Origin of the sequence: Flavobacterium sp. LC2016-12 (genome assembly GCF_015351595.1) — a bacterium.
Lineage (GTDB): Bacteria > Bacteroidota > Bacteroidia > Flavobacteriales > Flavobacteriaceae > Flavobacterium.
On record NZ_JADKPT010000005.1, the window covers coordinates 65,935 to 86,272 of the forward strand.

A 20,338-nucleotide genomic window follows, 5' to 3' on the forward strand; every position below is an offset into this window, starting at 1 on the left:
CGCAAGGTTCGCAATGTTTTTTTGCTCGCAAAGTCGCGAAGCCGCAAAGCTTTATTTATTTAAGTAACTGAATGTTTTTGCTCTAAAAATAACGAAGTCGCAAAGAATATAAAAACTTTGCGACTTCGCGTCTTTGCGAGATTAATTCATAAGCTTAGAACTGGAAGTAGATAAACGGCTGTGAGCCTGCTACTGCTGTTGCGTACACGATCCAGTAAACGAATCCCAGGATAACTGCTTTTAAAAGTAATGGAGTTCTGTCGAAAACGAATTTCATTTTGTCTGTAACAACTTCTGGTAAGAAATGCCAAACATAACCGAACAACATTAATAAAAATACATTTTTATATCCTAAAACTATGGCTTTCCAATTTTCTGGTTCGAAAGTTAACTGACCGATATTATTGATTACCTGCAAGGCTGTTTCGAAATCTCTGGCTCGGAAAAAGATCCAGCAGAAAACTACGAAGTGGAATGTAATTACGATCGAAAAGAATTTCCATAACCAACTTGGGCCTTCTTTTTTGGAAGGAAAAAGTTCCATGAAAATTTTATGAACTGCCAAAGCTAATCCGTGAAGTGCTCCCCACACGATAAATTGCGCTCCTGCTCCGTGCCACAATCCTCCTAAAAGCATTGTTGTAAACAAATTGAAATTGGTCACCAGCGTTTGGTTTTTCTTCTTTGAAAGCAAAAAGGAAAGGCAAAAAACAATAATTGACCCTATACCAATTGCTAACGGAATAAAGCTTTCATTAACATTTGAGATTCCCCAAAGCAATAATCCGAAGAAGAATAAACTTGGAAACAAATATCCTGCAAATGAACCTTTTCTGTTTCCTCCAATAGAGATATACAGGAAATCTTTCAGCCAGGTTGATAATGAAATATGCCATCTTCTCCAGAAATCAGTAATCGACACCGATTTATAAGGCGTTCTAAAGTTGGCCGGTAATTTGAATCCCAACAATAAAGCGATTCCGATTGCCATATCTGAATATCCTGAAAAGTCGCAATAAATTTGGATGGCGTATCCGTAAGATGCCATTAAATTTTCGAATGAGGTATAACTCATCGGCGTATCAAAAACACGGTCTACGAAGTTTATTGAGATGTAATTTGAAATTACTGTTTTCTTGATCAATCCACCAATAATCAAAAATAAAGCATTGTTTACATCTTGCTTAGTCAGATTTAATTTTTGATAAATCTGAGGAAGAAAATCTTTTGCACGTACGATTGGTCCGGCAACTAATTGCGGGAAAAACGAAACGAAAAACAGGTATTCAATATAATTTTTTGTTGGTTTGATTTCTTCCCTGTAAATCTCAATAATATAACTCATCGACTGAAAAGTATAAAACGAAATTCCGACAGGAAGGAAAATATTGTGAAGTGCAAAATGACCGCTAAACATATCGTTGTAGGTCACGATCATAAAGTTCATGTATTTAAAATACCCCAGCAATCCTAAATTCAGGATCACGCTTATTACCAAATAGATTTTTTTCGTACTGTCTTTTGCTGTGTTGTAAATAATCTGACTCAGACCATAATCGACTACAGAGGAAAGCAATAAGAGTAAAAAGTAAATTCCGCTTGACTTATAATAAAAGAAGAGCGAGAAAAGAATAACGTACGTTAATCTCAAATAAAATGTTTTGCGTAAAAAGCCATACACAAAATAAAAAACCAGAAATAATCCCAGAAATAAACCGGTATTAAATAATAATTTTTCGTCTGGATTATAAATAAACCAGCTTTTAGCCTGCTCTAAAGTAACTTCCCCAAAGTTTTGAACAAACCAATTATTTATGCTATCAATTGTAATCAACTTAATTTTTTAATTTAAAATTATCGTATGCTTTTAAAAACGCCTGTGTAAATAAGTTTCCTTGTTTTTCGTATCCTTTTTTAGAATAATGAACATAGTCCGGACCAATTAATTTTTCTGCTTTTAATTTTCGGACACCTTCCATTCCTCCAAATTCTTCATATAAATCCCAAACGGCGAAACCATCTTCTTTTGCAATTCCGAGGATGCTTTTTGCATAATCATGAACATAAATATTAGGTCTTCTTGCTTTAAGGAAAGAAGGCGGCGGTGTCATAACAATTATCGGAACATTTATATTTTGATCCTTTATGTTTTTTATAAACTGGCGCAGTTCTTTAATGTAAGCCGAAGCTTCCATGTGATCGTAGCTTTCATTTGTTCCTAAAGAAAAAATCAGTACGTCAGGATGCAACGCTTTTAACTGTTCAAAAAACAACGGATATTTATTATAATCTGAAAATTTGGCTCCGTTTACTCCAATGCTGCTATAAAGTATTCCTGGCGCATCTTTTTCTAAAACAATTCCGTTTAGCTCAAATTTAGAAGCGTCTTTGTTCGGAATCAGGAAGATTTTATCTAATGCCTTTTCAGCATTATAATAATGACAAAATGAATCTGATTCAATATCTAAAGAAACAAAAGCTGAACTCTTGATTGCTTTAGGTTTTGTTTCGTTCGTTGGAATTTTCAATGTTCTTCCAGCACGAATATTATTGGATTTCAAACTATTTGCTTTCTTAATATCAGCAACCGAAATATTGTATTTATCGGCGATCGTTGAAATTGCTTCTCCTTTTTTTATTTTGTGTGTAATTACCTTTCGTTCTGTCGACTGAATAATATTGGTTTGAGATGATGTTGCCAAATCAAACATATTCTGGTTTTGAGGCGTAATAATCTTAATTGTATTGAACTTATAAGCAGGATCTTTCACATTCAGTTCCACTGCAAATCCGCCATTATCTCTCCAAAGTCCTATTCCGCTTAAGCCGACAGGATAATTTTTGTGCGGATGAATGTTTCGATAACTTTCCCATGTTCTGTTCGAACGAAAACGTTCATTATAAGATCCATTTGTTTTAGCTAATTGATATGGAAAAACCAAACCTCGTCCCGCATTTCCAAATCGTTGTTGCAGGTTTTTTCTAATTTCATTGGTCATTAAATCACCCTGAATATGAGAATCACCAATATGAACCATATTTATCTTCTGACTTTTCTGACTATCATTTTCATTTAATTTCTTAAAAATGCTTTCCAATGCTTTTGCGTTATAGATCTTATCGTCAGAAAAAGAATCAACTGTGGTTGTATCTATTTTACTACTCATAGGCTTAGTGATTGGAAGTGGAGCTGTCTTTTGCACTTTATTATTTGCAGATAAAAAAAGACAACAAAAGAAAATAATTAGTTTATTCATTTACACTATCTTTTATTACAGAAACCGAGTCTGTGTTTGTTTTTCGTGCGGCCCTTTGCTGACGGGAAACAACATCACGTTTCTCTCGCAATACTTTATATTCCTCGTAACCTTTATTCAACTGGTCGTATAATAATCTTCCGATTGCTTTTGCTCCTCGCTGATTAAAATGCGTATAATCTTTATTGGCTCTTGCCGGCGTTTCATCAGCCCATTTTACCATTGATCCGTCTCCTCCCATTAAAGTGTATAAGTTGACAAATCCGGATTCTGATTCTAAGGCATATCTTTTTTGCGCTTTCATTAAAGGAACAACAGCTGAGTCGGTTTTCATTTCTAAATCGTATTTCGTTGATTTATCAGCAGTCGAAACAATTAGAATTGAAACTCCCGGAAAAGATTCTTTTATTTTATTCACGGCTTTTTTCATTCCTTTTTCATACCAATAGTAACTTTTAGTACCATAATTCAACACGTTAGTTCCGTAATGCAACACAACCAAATCGTACTTTAAATTCTTATTAAAAGCTCTCATTACATCAGCATCAAACATTGAAATTGGCAAACCGGAATTTCCTCTTTGCGAAAAATTATCTACGTGAACTCCGCTTCCGTTATCGAAATTGAAACCGTAAATCGGAATAGAATCGGCATGGACAAAATTAGCTTTGAATGCTTTTATACTTCCTGAAGTTACTTTTAAGCTGTTAACCAAATTACTTGGAACAAGATTTTTTCGAAGTGTATCTTTTCCAATGATAAAGTTTACATTTCCTCTTTTGGCAGATTTTCCGTAAAACAATACCGGATTATCTAAAGTCGTTGAATATTTGTTCGTTCCGGCTTCGTATTGAACCCAGGTTGGATTGGTTTTATCATTTGCAAAAAATACGTGACCGTTTACTCCAAAAGGGCTTAGTGGTCTTTTTACGTTTAAATAGGATTGCGTTTTCCAGTTTTTAGAATAAACCGATTTTACAGAACCTCTGGACGCTGCAGATTCTGAAGTAATGGATACAAACCCTACTCCATTTCCTCCAAAACGTTCCTGATAATTGGTTCTTACATCTTGCACAATTAAATCACCATCGGTCATAGAATCACCATAATAAGCTATTCGTACTTTAGACTGTGGATTTTTTTCAAGTTGATATAACTTTTCGTAAAAAGAAACCAGATATTGAAATCCTTTATAGTTTTCGAAAGTTTCTGATGGAAATTCAATTCCTTCGGTATCTTCAAAAACAATTTCCTGTTGCGCTTCCTCTTGTTCCGCCTGAGCAATGCTGTCGTTTTCCAAAGACAATGAGTCATTAGCAACCGACTCCAAAAGCATACTATCGATTAATACATTTTTAGAATCTATTTTACTATCCGAAAAGATTTTGTTCGGTAAAACTTGTTTGAATCCAATAAAGGCGATGAATGCCAGTGCGACAATTGCGAAAGACTGAAAAAAATAGGATTTTGTATTCACTTATTACTTATAATTTGAAGAATGGCTTGGACTGAAATTCATTAAAATTTCCTGTTAATTCCATATTAAAAAAACATGTGCAAAGATAGAGTTAAACATTAATTTACAACCCTTTTTAACATTAAAATAAAAAACAAAAAAAGAGGCTAGATAAATCTAACCTCTCTCAAAAAAAATAAAAAAAACAAAGCTAATGAATTAACTAATTTTTAATTAGGCGGGGCTCTTTCCCTTTTTATAAAGTAGAATTAGACCGATATTTTTTAATGTCTTATATTATCTTATTTCAACAATGCATATTCAAAAGATACATTACCTCTTTCTCCTGTTGCACTTAACATTGCTGTGAATTTTAATTTATACAAATTACCTGCAACATCTTTTATCACATAAAAACGATCTGTTTTAAATGCTAAAGGATATGTTGCTCTCCAATTTCCTCCAATTACTCTTTGATCTTTTGCTAATTCTGTTTCAAAATTAGATTGAACTACCTTAGCTAAATTGAAGCTTTCATAAGTTACTTCAGATGTTAATACCTGGTATGCTCTAGTTCCAACTTTTGTATTTGTAATTGCATAATCTGGGAAATAATATGCTCCCGCTGATGCTCCATCTCCATAGAATGTTTCACCTGTAAAAGCAGTAATATTTAAATCCCATTTTTCCTTTAAAGGCTCTACATTAACTACTGATTTAGTATTTAAACTAAAGAAAGTAAAATTATAGGCCGCATTTTTAGTAATAGTAACTTCATTATGAGTAGTAGCATTTAGATCGGCATATTGTAATTTATAATTAGCTCCATCTCTTAAAATTCTGATTTTTTTCCAACCTCTGGCAGCTCCTGTAAGAGCAACACCAGTTCCAGTTCCAGGAACAGTAGAAATATCTTGCCCCAAGTTTACCAAGTAAACCTTATTATTTACGTCAACTTCAGAAACTTCTGCTATAGCAGTTCCTTTACTTCCTTCCACCCCAGAAATTGGAGTCAAATTTCCATAAGGATTATCGATATAATTTACTGTAACAGCTTCATAATTACCAGTCGTTACGTTTGGATCTTCAACTTGCACCTCATCGATATTAGTACTATTAAGTTGTTTTACTGCAAATTTATTAATCGCTCCATTTGAAATCACGCGGAATTCAGACCCTCCGTAGAAACCTAAATCCCAGCTAGTTCTAACAACTTTTGTCATCGCACCAGAACTTAAATCAACAAATACCTGGTTTGGAACTGTATTTCCTCCATTTTCAGGCGCAAGTGATTTACTTACAACAGCTGTTTCATTAAAATTAAGTTGAGTGGAATTTGTTGCTGTTGCTATCGTTACATTCGTATCTGAAATAGAAGCGATTGTAAATTTTACATTTTTCACTTCTCCCTCTATAGCATCAACTATTTTTTTAAAATTAAAGGATACTGAACTAACATTTGCAGCATACGGCAATACTATTTTGGCATTTTCTACAGCCGGTGTTGTTGTAAAATCAGTACCATAAACTAGCGCTGAAGGAACAATACTTAAAGTTACTGTACCAGCAGTAGTTGTTGGTTTAGAAAATACAACTTTTACTTCTGTTTCTGCTTCTAAAACATTTGCCGAAGTATTTACAAATGCAACTGCATTAGAATTATCTACGACATTATCATCATTATTACAAGCTGTAATACCAACTAGAATAAATGCAATAATTAAAAGGACACTTTTTTTCATTTTGATTATTTATTTAGATTAAAAATTTAGATTATAGGTTAATTTTAAAAAATAGGACCTTCCGTATCCTAAAAGAATGTTATTTGAAGCTGTATGTGCACTACCAGATGCAATACTCTGCTGAATATTTGTCACATCTAAAATATTTCTAGCGCCAAGAGTAACGTCGAATGTTTTCTTATAAAAAGATTTTTTAACAGAGGCGTCTAAAAAACTATACGGATCTATTGATGATAATCTATATACATTTTCTCCGTTCTCTGTAACTTGTCGAAATTGTTGTTGTTCTCCATTAAATTTGTAGTAAACAGCAAACAAAGTGTTATATTTTGCTAAATTGTAAGTTATGTTAGTATTGACTTGTAATGCATATAAAAATTTATCATCTGAAATTACTTCACCATTATCAATTTCTTGCGAAATTCCAACTAAAGAAGCACCCAAATTAAATGTCAAGTTTTTAAAATTTACTTGATTTGTCAGGGCAACATTCCACATTTTATAGCCACTAATATTAATATATTGATATATAGGTTCTGTGGTAAGTGGTTCGTCGCCGATATACGCCATATCAATTTTATCCTTTACATTCAGATAAGAAGCAGAAAGGTTTGTAGAGAGCAATAGTCCCGATCTAAAAGTTGTCGTTTTTTTTACACTAAAATCATATGACGTACTGGTTTCAGGAATTAAAGCATCATTTCCATAAAACTGATGTCCTGAAAATTTAATTTTTGAATATAATTCTTCAAAATTAGGTGTACGAAATCCTCTTCCTACTGATGTACGCATTTCAATTCCTTTATCAAATAAATAATAAAGCCCTACAGAAGCAGCATACTGATTATCAAATTGATTTTGGAAAGAAATCCTTCCTCCTGGTCTAATTGAGAATTTTTTCGTTGCCTTAATTTCTGAAGAAAGAAAAACATCATAATTTTCAAATCTTTTTTCAACCGGAACAAGTGTTTGATTTTCTCCACTTACCAATGCATATCCTAAATTATTTGCATATTCATATCCCAATTGAAAATCAAAAGATTTCCCTGGAAAAAAATTACCCAATGTACCTGTTGAATACAGTAATTCTGTTGATTGATTTTTTTGCTTGATATTTTCTGATTCCTGATCTAAACTCAAATCATACTTAAATGAATCTGTTGAACGGGTTTGTTTCTGTTGAGAAAATGAAACATTATAATTATACTGAGATGCAATTTTGCCATAAAAATTTAAATGATTTATTATACGCTCAGTCAAATAGCGTTTATCTTCAGAATAACGAATATCTCCAAAAGGCGGATTTGCAGTGACTATAACGATTGGACTATAATAATCAATATTTTCATTCAAATAATCAAATTTATAAAAGGCTCTAAAGTCATTCTTTTTATAACTTATCATTCCATTGCCTATATATTGTAATTTTGGCAACCAAGTATAACCTCTTTGCAAGTCAGTTTCATTGTAGTCTTCCCCTTTTTTACCATCAAGATAACCGTCAAAATCATTTCTATCAAGACCTGCAGACACAAACCAATTATCAGTAACTGTATGTGACACTTTTAGTGATTGTATGTGACGTCCCTGATTAAAGGGAGAATATTCTTGTCCAACCGTTTCTTCCTGAACCGTTGCGTCAATCTCCCATTTATAACGTGATGATTTTTTTGTTATAATATTAAGAATTCCAGTAACCGCGTTTGCTCCGTTGGTTACACCCATTGAACCTTCAATAATCTCAATTTGTTCTACATCATCAAGATTAATTTGTGTTAAATCGACATTATTTCCAAAACTAATATCGCTCACAATTGGAATATTGTCAATTAAAATCTTAAAGTACTCTCCATTTAAGCCAAACATTGATACAGTAGATCTTCCGGTTCCAGAACTTGGAGTTATTGTTATATTTAAATATTGATTAAGTAAATCTGCCAGATTATTTGCTGCTTGTTGTTCTATATCTTTTTTAGAAATAACAGTAACATCATATACTGATTTTTTTATTGATTGAGGCTCGAATTGTCCAGTAACAACAACCTCTGATAGTTTATTTACAGCCGTCGTATCTTTCTCTTGTGCAAAAGAAATTTGAAAAAAAAGAACAGCTATAAAAAGGATAATTTTAATTTTCATTATTTTTATTGAGTCTGAATAAGACCGCAAATATATAACTATTTTTATTTGTTCTAAATAAAATTTATATATTTGCAAAAAAATTTTAAAACAAAATAATAAGTTATGATTACAAAAAGCCTCTTCTTTTCGGCCGTAACGGCTTTGACTTGTACTCTTGGATTTAGCCAGGATAAAAAACAACAAGACATCAAATCGATCAAATCAATGTGTGGTTGTTATGAAGTGAAATTTAATTTTACTGAAACTTTTCAATATCCAAAAGATACTCTTACTTACAAACCATCACAGACTAAACATGAGTCTGCTTTAGAATGGGTTGATTTACTAGAAGATACTCCAAACAAAATCGTAATGCAGCACTTACTAATTGTAAGCGATGATATGATTATCAAACACTGGAGACAAGACTGGCTTTTTGAAAACACAGACTTATATTCTTTCGATAAAGGAACGTCGTGGAAATACAACAAATTAGATAAGAAAGCTGTTAAAGGACAATGGACTCAAAAAGTTTATCAGGTAGATGATAGTCCGAGATATGAAGGATCATCAACCTGGGTACATGTTGACGGAAAAGATTACTGGGCTAATGTAGCTGACGCTCCTCTACCAAGGAGAGAACAAACAAAACGTAATGACTATAATGTTTTGAAAAGAAGAAATATCCATGAAATCACTTCTACAGGATGGAATCATGAGCAAGACAATGATAAACTGGTTAGAGATGACAGTGGAAAAGATGTATTGTTAGCACAGGAAAAAGGATTTGATGTTTATACTAAAGTTCCGGATATTAAATGTGCTGCTGCTCAAAAATGGTGGAAGGAAAATAACGCTCTTTGGAAAAACGTTCGCGACAAATGGCAAACGCTGTTTGACAGACACCAAGACTTAAACTTAGAAGCTAAAGTAGATAGAAAAGCTTTGTATTCTCTTTTGTTTGATCTAAAACCAGATACTTCAAAAGCAGAAACAGACAAAATTATCGACAAGTTCGTAAAATAAAAATGGTTTGTGTTAGTTGTAAAAAAGCCGATAGTTTTAATGCTATCGGCTTTTTTTTATTCTATATCTTTTAGTTTACAAAACAATTATTTTGATTCTGCACACTCAGAGTAAGTAATAACATGTTTTGTTAAATCTGTCCATTTAGGCTCAGGATTTGCAGAAATCACTTTCTCACAGCTACCCCATAATGGTGCAAATTCTTTTTTATACTCCTTTTTCTTTAATAAAACTGCTGGTGCATCTTTTTTTGCTACGTAATAAGATTTTGCATCGCCGCCAATAAAGTTAACTCCGCCAACTCCTAATGCAGTAGTTTCTTTTGCATTTGGATCACAGTATATTTTGCACTCTTTACTAAATCCAGGGTTTAAGAGTTGCATTAATAATTTTGAAGTTTTCTTTTTAACTTGTACATCAGCTGTTTCAAAATAGGCATAACCTTCTTTTATGTACGCTTGGTTCAGTTTATCGTCGCTCCATTTTTGATAATCAGAAATAAAATCCAGACTTTTAGTTAAATTATCAAGTCCGCTTGGTGGCAGGTACATAAACTTAATATCTTCTGGTTTAAGTTTGTGCTTTTTTCCAGCTGCGTCTTGTAATTTAATATACTCAATTAATCCTTTTTCTCTATCAATATCTCTGATAGTTCCATTGATTTCTGTTCCATCTGCCAAAGTAATGTAGGCTGTTTTACTGTGAGAGAATCCATAAGATGGATTAATTAAATCTTGTGCACTCATTGTACTAAGAGCAAATAAAAATGCCAGTACGAAAAAAGGTTTTTTAATCATTTGTTTTCATGTTTTTGGTTTTGCTTACTCTTACGATTTTCAGCTTCCTCGATTATTTAAATCATAAAAGATCTGGGAATCTCCTTTTGTTTATTGGCTTATCACGGTATTTTTATAAATCATTTTCCTACTGTAAACATAGGTATAAAATTCACAGCTGCAAATCTAAAATCAATATTTTTAGAAGGAAATTCAGCTTAACAAATCCTTAACCAATTCATTATAATTAATTTATTTACTGTTGTATAAACACGTTAATCTCTTAACTACAGCAGATAATAGTATAAAAAAAAAGAGCCGATAATTAAATTATCGGCTCTTTACTTTTTATGCTCAAACGGTTTACATTCTCTCCGGAACTTCAATTCCTAATAATGTTAAAGCAGATTTTATAACCTCGGCAACTTTTTGTGAAAGCTGTACTCTGAAAATCTTTTTAGTTAAATCAACTTCTCCTAAAATATGCACGGATTGATAAAATGAATTGTATTCTTTTACCAAATCATACGTATAATTTGCGATCAAAGCCGGACTATGATTTTGAGCCGCGTTTTGAATTATCTCAGGGAAAAGTTCGATTTGTTTTACCAATTCTTTTTCTTTTTCATGAAGCTCTTCTGTATTTGTTTTTACTGAAAAATCAAAATCAGCTTTACGGATTATCGATCGAATTCTCGCATATGTATATTGGATAAACGGACCTGTATTTCCAGCAAAATCTACAGATTCTTCCGGATTAAACAAAATACGTTTTTTAGGATCTACTTTTAAGATATAATATTTCAAAGCACCAAGACCTATTGTTTTATACAATTTTGCTTTTTCCTCTGCAGAATAACTATCCAATTTCCCTAAATCTTCAGAAATTTGTTTAGCCGTATCTGTCATATTCTGCATCAAATCATCAGCATCTACCACAGTTCCTTCACGGCTTTTCATTTTTCCGGAAGGCAAATCAACCATTCCGTATGATAAATGATACAAGCTTGAAGCCCAGTCAAAACCTAATTTTTTCAAAATTAAAAACAACACTTTAAAGTGATAATCCTGTTCGTTACCAACTGTATAAACCATACCACCAACATCGGGCATATCTTTTACACGCTGAATTGCAGTTCCAATATCTTGTGTCATATAAACCGCAGTTCCGTCAGAACGCAATACAATTTTACGATCTAAACCTTCATCAGTTAAATCAATCCAAACTGAACCATCAGGATCTTTTTCAAAAACTCCTTTATCAAGTCCAACCTGAACGACATCTTTTCCTAGTAAATAGGTATTGCTTTCGTAGTAATAACGATCAAAATTAACTCCAAGATTGGTATAAGTGGTAGCAAAACCATCATAAACCCATTGGTTCATCATCTTCCAAAGCTCAATTACTTTTTCATCACCAGCTTCCCATTTCTTAAGCATATCTTGTGCTTCAACAATAATCGGAGCTTGTTTTTTTGCTTCTTCTTCGATTTTTCCTGTTTCTATCAATTGGTTAATTTCAGCTTTGTAAGCTTTATCAAACTCCACATAATATTTACCAACTAATTTATCTCCTTTTAAATTTGAACTTTCAGGAGTTTCTCCATTTCCGAATTTCTCCCAAGCCAACATCGATTTACAGATATGAATTCCACGATCGTTGATGATTTGCGTTTTATATACTTTTTTACCAGAGGCCTTAATAATTTCAGCAACAGAATATCCTAACAAATTGTTACGAACGTGACCTAAGTGCAAAGGTTTATTTGTATTTGGAGAAGAATATTCAACCATTATAGCTTTGTCCTCAGGATCTGGAGTTACATAGCCAAACTTTGTATTGTCTTTTATTTCATTAAAGAAATTCAAATAATAACTATCTGCAATTACAATATTCAGGAAACCAGAAACCACATTAAAGCGGGCGACCTCAGAAACATTTTCAACGAGGTAATTTCCAATTTTATTTCCAAGTTCGACTGGATTGCTTTTGATCACTTTCAATAATGGAAAAATCACCATTGTAATATCGCCTTCAAACTCTTTTCGGGTTGTTTGAAATTCGATTTTATCAACAGTAACATCAAATAATGCCTGAATGGCGTTTTGTATAGAAGGTGTAAGAATTTGTGATAATGACATGTAAACTTATTTTAAAGTGAGCAAAGATACTGCTTATTCATCAATTACAGAAAATGAAAAACATATAAAATCGAACAAAACACTTAGAATTTCTTAAAAATCAATTTGTTTGGAATGTTAAAATTATCAAAAAATTAAAATGCTAATCTCTTACAAAACAGAACTAATAAAACAAAAAAGGCATTTTTTTTATTTTAATCTGTAACATATCGATGATAAAAGAGTCTTAATAGGAACTTTGAATTCATTTAAAGCCAAAAAAATCTAACAAAAACAAAAAAAACAATCATCATCAATCAAATCAAAATAATCAACTAGTACTATTATGAAATTAAAATTCTTTCTGTTCGCATTACTGGGAGTAATCGCAACAGCTCAGGCCCAGAACACCGGAACAGTGTCTGGAAAAATCTCTGAAAAATCGAATAACGCGCCCATTTCTTATGCAACTGTTTCCATTAAAGATAACGGAAAAGTAGTTTCAGGAGTAAACACAGATGACAATGGAGACTTTACAATTAAAAATTTAGCTTTAAAAAGTTATACAATCGAAATTCAATATATTGGATTTAGAAAATACATTGGTTCTGTAATTTTAAGCGACAGTAAAAAAACTGCAACTGTTACTATTTCTCTTGAAGAAGAAGCTACTCAGCTTAAAGGTGTAAATATTGTTGCTGAGCGCTCAACAATGGAACAAAAAATTGACCGAAAAGTAATTACTGTAGGTAAAGATTTGACAACTGCAGGAGCTTCTGCCTCTGATATTATGAGCAACATTCCATCGGTAAACGTAGATCAGGACGGAAAACTTTCACTTCGTGGAAACGATAATGTACGTGTATTAATTGACGGAAGACCCTCTAATATTGATCCTGCGCAATTGCTAAAACAAATTCCATCAACTTCTATCAAAAAAATTGAGTTGATTACAAATCCGAGTGCAAAATACAATCCGGAAGGAATGTCAGGTATCATCAACATTATTTTACACAAAAATGCTAACACTGGTTTCAACGGAAGTTACAGTGGTGGTATCACTTTTGGAAAAACGGCAAAATACAATCAATCTTTAGATTTAAATTATAAAACCGGAAAAGTAAATTTCTTTGGAAACGCTGGACAAAATTTTGGTACTTATCAAAATGAAGGTCACATCGTGCGATTGGACCAACCAGTAGATCAAAAATTAGACATTTCAAATGATAATGATAATTATCTATATAAAATTGGTATGGATTATTTAATCAATGACCACAATACCTTGTCGTTTTATACTAATCAAAATAAATCTACAGGAACAGGAATTGTTCTTACGGATATTCATTATAATAACGGTGATCCGGATATTTTAAACATCTACCAAGATTCTAAATATCAAGGACCAAGTACAACCGGAACTTACAATTTAGCCTACAAACACATCTTTAAAAAAGAAGGACATACTTTAGATTTTGAAGGAAACTACAGTGATACTAAAGAGATTCAAAATTCAAATTTTGATACTCAGACAACAAAACCTGATAACACATCAAATGATATTGTATATACTGATTTTATTAATGATGAAAGAAAACTTAGCACTTTAAACATTGATTATGTAAATCCGTTAAATGATAAAACGACTCTTGAAGCTGGTGCTGAAGCCAGAATTACAAGAACAACTAATGATTATACTACTAAAAATCCTTTAGTAGCTCCTGAGGATCAAATTTCTAACTATATTTATGATACTGATATTTATTCAGCTTACGTAACTTTTGGTCAGAAATTAAAAAAATTCAGCTATCAGGTAGGAACCCGTTTTGAAAGCTATAAGGTTACTTCTAATCTTAATTATGGTTATAAGACTTTTAACGATGATTATATCACTTTGTATCCATCAGCTTATTTAACTTATAATTTAAATGAGAAAAATGTATTGCAATTGAGCTACAGTCGTCGCGTTGACCGCCCAAGTTTAGAGCAGACAAAACCTATTCGTGAGTTTTCTACCCCGCTAGTAACGTCTTACGGAAATCAGGAATTAAGACCTCAGTTTACCAATTCTGTAGAAATGAATTATACCAAAACCCTTGAAAAAGGAAGTGTAACGGCTGGTGTTTTCGTAAGAAGAATCAATGATCAAATCAGCAGAACTCTAAGTCCTGATCCAAATGACGATTCTGGATATAAACAAATTTTAGGCTTTACCAATTATGACAATAGCAGCTCTTATGGCTTTGATGTTTCATTAAATTATAAGCTTACAAAATGGTGGGATATCCAACCATCTATTGACTTTTCAAGCATAAAACAACATGGTGTAGTTTTCCAATTAGATCCTGCTTCGGGTGAAAGTTTACCGTATGAGCGCACTGTAACAACATCAGCATTTAATGCTCGTATGAACTCAAACTTTAAGCCAACAAAACGTTTAAGCTTTTTATTGTTCGGTTTTTACAGAGGTGGCGTTGAAGAAATTCAACAACATAGAAATGAAATGTACAAAATAGACATTGGCTCACGTTATACATTATTAGACAACAAGATGAACATAAGTGTACGTTTCAATGACGTTTTCAATACAATGAAATTTTCATTTGACGGAGTTTATCCTTATCCGCAAACAGGACAGTTTTCATGGGAAAGCCAAACCGTTTATGTAGGTTTAACCTACAACTTTGGTGGAGGAAAAATCAAAAATTTACAACGTAAACAAAGAGAAGATAACACTAACAAAGGTGGTGGTGGAATGTTTTAATCCCACTTTTATTAGTAGATTTTAATAGTTCTTGTAGAAAAGAAAAGCCTGGAGTATGCCAACTCCAGGCTTTTCTATTTTATCTATTGCGTTTACAAAAAGTTTCGTAATTCTTTAATTTCTTCCGGATTTGCAGTTTCCGTATTGTCTGTTATTGCCGATGAATGATAAAAAGTCGGCTCCAGTTTATCCTGTAATAATTTAATATTAGAGGAGCGTAAGCCGCCACCTGGCATAATTTCAATTTTGCCTTTCGCCCATTTTTGAATTTTTTCTAAATCAAATATTCCTTCCTCCACATTTATTCCCTGACCTGAAGTCAAAATAGTTGTAAAACCACATTCAATTACATCTTTAAGCGATTTTTTAACATCTTTTACAACATCAAAAGCACGATGAAAGGTACACGGAAGTGGATGCGCCATATCAACTAATTCTTTATTGCGTCTTTTATTCACATTTCCGTTTTCTTTTAAAATTCCAAAAACAAAACCATCAACTCCTAGTTTTTTAAATTGCTTGATGTCCTGTTTCATTTCAACAAACTCATCATCGGTATAAATAAAATCTCCACCGCGAGGCCTGATAATTACGTGCATTTTTATAGCTAACTTTTCGCGCACTCTAACCGCTAAGATCGGATTAGGAGTTGTTCCGCCAAGTTTCATATTATCACATAATTCGATTCGATCCGCACCAGCTTCCTGAGCGATTATCGCCGATTCGTAATTGAAACATGCTATTTCGAGTTGATTTTTTTTCATTTTGATAGAAGTAAAAAGGATTCGGCTTTGCTCCGCCTTACAATATTATAACAAAAATATTAATTAAAATCGAAATGTCATCCTGAGCGGAGTCGAAGGCTAATTTACTACTAAACTTTCTTTTTATTTAAATTTTCGTGAGTTGTTTCATTTAAGCATTTAGAAAGTATTTTCAAATCTTCCCATTTATCATTTATAATTGCTTCTTTCTTTTTTCTACTCCATCCCTTTACTTGTTTTTCAAATGCGATAGCCTGATTCACGTCATTAAACTCAGTACAAAAAACTAAATTTAAAGGTCTTTTCTTAAAAGTGTAACACTCTTGGTTTAAGCCATAATTATGCTCATTTAATCTTCTATCAATATTATTTGTTATTCCGGTATAATAACTGCTATCCGAGCACTTTAGAATATAGACAAAATAAATTTTCATAATTAAAAAATTTTCAAGTCATTAAAAGTAAGAAAAATCTTTTATTTTAGAGACATAATTAATTTAATAAATGGGGCGCCAATTGTAACGAGGCTTCGACTCCGCTCAGCCTGACAACCGGATATAAAAAAACCTGCTCCATTCTGGAGCAGGTTTTAAATATAATGCAAGATGAATTAAATTACCATTTAATAATAGCACTAGCCCAAGTGAATCCACTTCCGAAAGCAGCTAAAACTACTGTATCTCCAGATTTGATTTTTCCTTGCTCCCAAGCTTCTGTCAAAGCGATCGGAATAGAGGCTGCTGTTGTATTTCCGTATTTCTGAATGTTATTATGAACCTGATCATCCGTCAATTTGAATTTATTCTGAATGAATTGTGAGATTCTCAAATTCGCCTGATGCGGAATCAACATATCAATATCTGAAACCTGTAAGCCATTTGCTTCTAAACCTTCGTTGATGACCTCAGCAAAACGAACTACTGCATTTTTAAATACAAACTGACCATTCATATAAGGATAATAACTTTCGTCATTTGGGTCATTATCCGCTATAATATCAGTTACCCATCGCGCTCCCATTCCTGGTGCCTGCAAAGCTAATTCTTCAGCGTGTTGTCCTTCTGAATGTAAATGCGTGGATAAAATTCCTTTTGATAAATCTTCTTCACGACTTAAAACTGCCGCTCCCGCTCCATCTCCAAAAATTACAGACACTCCGCGTCCGCGAGTTGTCATGTCTAATCCGGTTGAATGCACTTCAGAACCAATTACCAAAATATTTTTATACATTCCAGTTTTTATATATTGATCTGCAACAGAAATTGCATAAACAAAACCAGAACATTGATTTCTAACATCTAATGCTCCAACTGTTCTTAATCCTAAATCACGTTGTACTAAAACTCCCGGACCTGGAAAATAGTAATCAGGACTTAATGTAGCAAAAACTACAAAATCAATATCTTCTTTGGCTACGCCAGAACGTTCTATTGCAATTTTAGCTGCTTTTACTCCCATTGAAGTTGTGGTATCCTCTCCACGAATGATGTGTCTGCGCTCCTGAATTCCGGTTCTTTCCTGAATCCATTCGTCATTGGTATCAATTAATTTAGACAAATCATCGTTGGTCACAACATTTGAAGGAACATAATAACCTAAGCCCGCTATTTTTGAATGATACATATTCTTTTATTATTTGTTAAAAAATTGGATTGCAAATTTACGTATACTTTAAAACATAAGCGCCCAAATTACTATTTTTTTCGTTATTAGCAATTTAATATAGTTTAATTATATATTAGATAATTGCCTTTTATTAATTGAAAAAGCAGTTTTTATCGCAAAAACCTTAAAAGTAGTAAAAGAGAACAAAATTAGTGTAACATTCTTTAAGTACTATAGTCAAACATGCTGAATACCATTTTAAACCACTAAAATTCAAATTATGAAATTAAAGGTTACACTATTATTATTCTTAAATGTTGGCTTTTTTGCTTTTGCGCAAGAAAATTTATCCTACCAAAAACCATCTAAATCTATTTTAGATTTAGCTGATTACGAAAGAGCTCCTACCGTATCAATGGATACTAAAAAAGAATACATGCTGTTCATGTATAGAAGTACTTACAAAACATTAGACGATTTAAATCAGGAAGAGCTTCGTTTGGGAGGCTTGAGAGTTAATCCGATAACTAATATCTCAAGTACGGTAACCTATCTGAATAATTTAAAAGTTAGAAAAGTAAATGGTAAAGAAGAGATTCAGGTTGCCGGATTACCAAGCAATCCAAAAATAAGTAATATTCTTTGGTCGCCAAACGATAAAAAAATAGCATTCTCAAACACTATTTCTTCCGGTGTAGAACTTTGGGTTCTGGATGTTGCATCGGCGCAAGCCACAAAACTTACAGAAGCAAACGTAAACGCCAACTTAGGAAATCCTTTTAATTGGTTTTTAGACAATGAAACGATTTTAGTAAAGATGCTTCCTAAAGACAGAAAACCATTATTAGATTCTAAGAAAGATTTACCAGCCGGGCCGATTATCTCAAACACATCTGGTACAAAATCTCAGAACAGAACTTATCCTGATATGCTAAAAAATCAGAATGATGAAATCAACTTTGAGAACATCACTACATCTGAATTATACAAGATAAACTTAAGTGGAACCGCAACTTTATTTAAAGATGCAGCCATGTACTTTGGTGAGAAAATTTCTCCAGATGGAAATTACATCATGCTGACTACAATTCAAAAACCATTTTCATATGTAGTTCCTTTATACAGATTCCCGTTTAAAACTATTGTTTATGACGCGAGAGGAAAAGAGATTAAGACGGTAAACGAAGTTCCTCTTAACGAAGTTATCCCTAAAGGTTTCATGGCGGTTAGAAAAGGAAAAAGAGATATGGCATGGAGAACTGATAAACCGGCAACTTTATATTATGCTGTAGCTTTAGACGAAGGCGATCCTGCTAATAAAGTTGATTTTAGAGACGAAGTTTTCCTTTGGGACGCTCCTTTTACAAGCGACGCCACTTCACTGGTAAAAACACCTCAGCGTTTCAGCGATATTATTTGGGGGAATGACAATATTGCAATGGTTTCTGACGAATGGTACGACACGCGTAACACTAAAACGTATGTGATAAATCCGTCAAATCCTGCACAACTGCCAAAAGTAATTACGGACAGAAATTCTCAGGATGTATATTCAGATCCGGGCGTTTTTGAAACGAAGAAAAACGAATACAATAAATATGTTTTAGCGATCGAAAACGATAATGCGTACCGTATTGGAGATGGGTATACTAAAGAAGGTCAATTTCCTTTTATTGATCAGTTCAATTTAAAAACCTATCAGTCAAAACGCATTTATACTTCTCCATATAAAGACAAAAAAGAAGATTTATTAGAAATCGAAGATTTCAAATCAGGTAAAGTTTTAGTTCAGATTCAATCGAAGAATGAATATCCGAATTATTATTTCAGAAACATCAAAAAACAAAATAGTCTTACGCCTATAACTACTTTCAAAAATCCATTTGAAAGCATTAAAAATGTCAGCAAAGAAGTAATCAAATACAAACGTAAAGACGGTGTTGAATTATCCGGAACTTTATATTTACCTGCAGGTTATGACAAAGTAAAAAAAGAAAAATTGCCTTTATTAATCTGGGCTTATCCGGCAGAATACAAAGATAAAAACAGTGCAGGCCAATCGACTCAAAACTCAAATGAATTTACTTTTCCTTATTATGGGTCATTTGTTTATTGGGTAACAAAAGGATATGTAGTTTTAGACGATGCCGCTTTCCCTATTATTGGAGAAGGAACAACAGAACCAAATGACAATTTCATTTCTCAGTTGGTAGATAACGCAGCAGCGGCAATTGATGCAGTTGATGCTTTAGGATATATTAATCGCAAAAAAGTAGCAGTTGGAGGACATTCCTACGGTGCTTTTATGACGGCAAATTTATTGACCCATTCTAATCTTTTCGCGTGCGGAATTGCCAGAAGCGGTGCATACAACAGAACGCTGACTCCTTTCGGATTCCAATCTGAACAACGTAATTATTGGGAGGTTCCGGAAGTTTACAATGCAATGTCACCATTTATGAATGCAGACAAAATGAAAACGCCAATTCTACTGGTTCATGGTGAAGCAGATAACAATCCTGGTACTTTTACTTTGCAGACAGAACGTTATTTCCAGGCTTTAAAAGGCTTAGGAGCAAATGCAAGAATGGTAATTTTACCAAAAGAAGCACATAGCTATGTGGCAAAAGAAAACATTCTACACTTACTTTGGGAACAAGATCAGTTTCTGGAGAAGTATTTAAAAAACTAGACAATCTAATAGCG

General features: G+C 33.0%; 13 protein-coding genes. 3 read left to right on the forward strand and 10 right to left on the reverse strand.

The annotated features are described in order from the left end of the window. Window positions 1-154: 154 nt before the first annotated feature. The 5 genes from IRZ99_RS10000 to IRZ99_RS10020 form a co-directional block, all read right to left on the reverse strand. The gene (locus tag IRZ99_RS10000) at window positions 155-1,834 is read right to left on the reverse strand and encodes an MBOAT family protein (protein WP_194657150.1); all 1,680 of its coding nucleotides are present in this window, start codon (window positions 1,832-1,834) and stop codon (window positions 155-157) included. Between the two features lies 1 nt (window position 1,835). Next, the gene (locus tag IRZ99_RS10005; protein WP_228519066.1) at window positions 1,836-3,167 is read right to left on the reverse strand and encodes a GDSL-type esterase/lipase family protein; all 1,332 of its coding nucleotides are present in this window, start codon (window positions 3,165-3,167) and stop codon (window positions 1,836-1,838) included. A gap of 82 nt (window positions 3,168-3,249) precedes the next feature. Next, complete coding sequence (locus IRZ99_RS10010; RefSeq protein ID WP_194657152.1) at window positions 3,250-4,734, reverse strand: SGNH/GDSL hydrolase family protein; 1,485 nt, start codon at window positions 4,732-4,734, stop codon at window positions 3,250-3,252. A gap of 281 nt (window positions 4,735-5,015) precedes the next feature. After that, on the reverse strand, window positions 5,016-6,455 hold the full coding sequence (locus IRZ99_RS10015) for an HmuY family protein (RefSeq protein ID WP_194657153.1): 1,440 nt from the start codon (window positions 6,453-6,455) through the stop codon (window positions 5,016-5,018). Window positions 6,456-6,473: 18 nt separating this feature from the next. After that, window positions 6,474-8,594 carry a TonB-dependent siderophore receptor gene (locus tag IRZ99_RS10020; RefSeq protein ID WP_194657154.1) on the reverse strand — a complete coding sequence of 707 codons (2,121 nt, stop codon included), beginning with the start codon at window positions 8,592-8,594 and terminating at the stop codon, window positions 6,474-6,476. Window positions 8,595-8,699: 105 nt separating this feature from the next. Here IRZ99_RS10020 and IRZ99_RS10025 point away from each other — a divergent pair, with 105 nt between their 5' ends. Further along, entirely contained in the window at window positions 8,700-9,602 is a 903-nt protein-coding gene (locus IRZ99_RS10025) for a DUF6607 family protein (RefSeq protein ID WP_194657155.1), read from the forward strand. An 86-nt stretch (window positions 9,603-9,688) separates the two neighbouring features. On the opposite strand, the gene IRZ99_RS10030 is transcribed toward IRZ99_RS10025, so the two are convergent. Both IRZ99_RS10030 and argS read right to left on the reverse strand, forming a co-directional pair. After that, the gene (locus IRZ99_RS10030) at window positions 9,689-10,399 is read right to left on the reverse strand and encodes a hypothetical protein (protein WP_194657156.1); all 711 of its coding nucleotides are present in this window, start codon (window positions 10,397-10,399) and stop codon (window positions 9,689-9,691) included. A gap of 342 nt (window positions 10,400-10,741) precedes the next feature. Next, window positions 10,742-12,520: an arginine--tRNA ligase gene (gene argS / locus IRZ99_RS10035; protein ID WP_194657157.1), complete on the reverse strand. Its 1,779-nt coding sequence runs from the start codon at window positions 12,518-12,520 to the stop codon at window positions 10,742-10,744. 325 nt (window positions 12,521-12,845) lie between these two features. Here argS and IRZ99_RS10040 point away from each other — a divergent pair, with 325 nt between their 5' ends. Then, window positions 12,846-15,263, forward strand: coding sequence for a TonB-dependent receptor domain-containing protein (locus IRZ99_RS10040; RefSeq protein WP_194657158.1), 2,418 nt, complete (start codon window positions 12,846-12,848; stop codon window positions 15,261-15,263). A 92-nt stretch (window positions 15,264-15,355) separates the two neighbouring features. Here IRZ99_RS10040 and IRZ99_RS10045 read toward each other — a convergent pair whose 3' ends face one another. The 3 genes from IRZ99_RS10045 to IRZ99_RS10055 all read right to left on the reverse strand — a co-directional run bounded on the left by IRZ99_RS10045 (window position 15,356) and on the right by IRZ99_RS10055 (window position 17,650). Next, complete coding sequence (locus tag IRZ99_RS10045) at window positions 15,356-16,027, reverse strand: copper homeostasis protein CutC (protein ID WP_194657159.1); 672 nt, start codon at window positions 16,025-16,027, stop codon at window positions 15,356-15,358. A gap of 110 nt (window positions 16,028-16,137) precedes the next feature. Then, a complete protein-coding gene (locus tag IRZ99_RS10050; protein ID WP_194657160.1) occupies window positions 16,138-16,461 on the reverse strand; it encodes a GIY-YIG nuclease family protein in 324 nt (107 codons plus the stop codon). A gap of 181 nt (window positions 16,462-16,642) precedes the next feature. Next, window positions 16,643-17,650 (reverse strand): 3-oxoacyl-ACP synthase III family protein, encoded by a 1,008-nt coding sequence (locus tag IRZ99_RS10055; RefSeq protein ID WP_056195595.1) that lies wholly within the window; start codon window positions 17,648-17,650, stop codon window positions 16,643-16,645. A 262-nt stretch (window positions 17,651-17,912) separates the two neighbouring features. On the opposite strand from IRZ99_RS10055, the gene IRZ99_RS10060 reads away from it, so the two are divergent. Continuing rightward, entirely contained in the window at window positions 17,913-20,324 is a 2,412-nt protein-coding gene (locus tag IRZ99_RS10060; RefSeq protein WP_194657161.1) for a S9 family peptidase, read from the forward strand. Window positions 20,325-20,338: the final 14 nt, after the last annotated feature.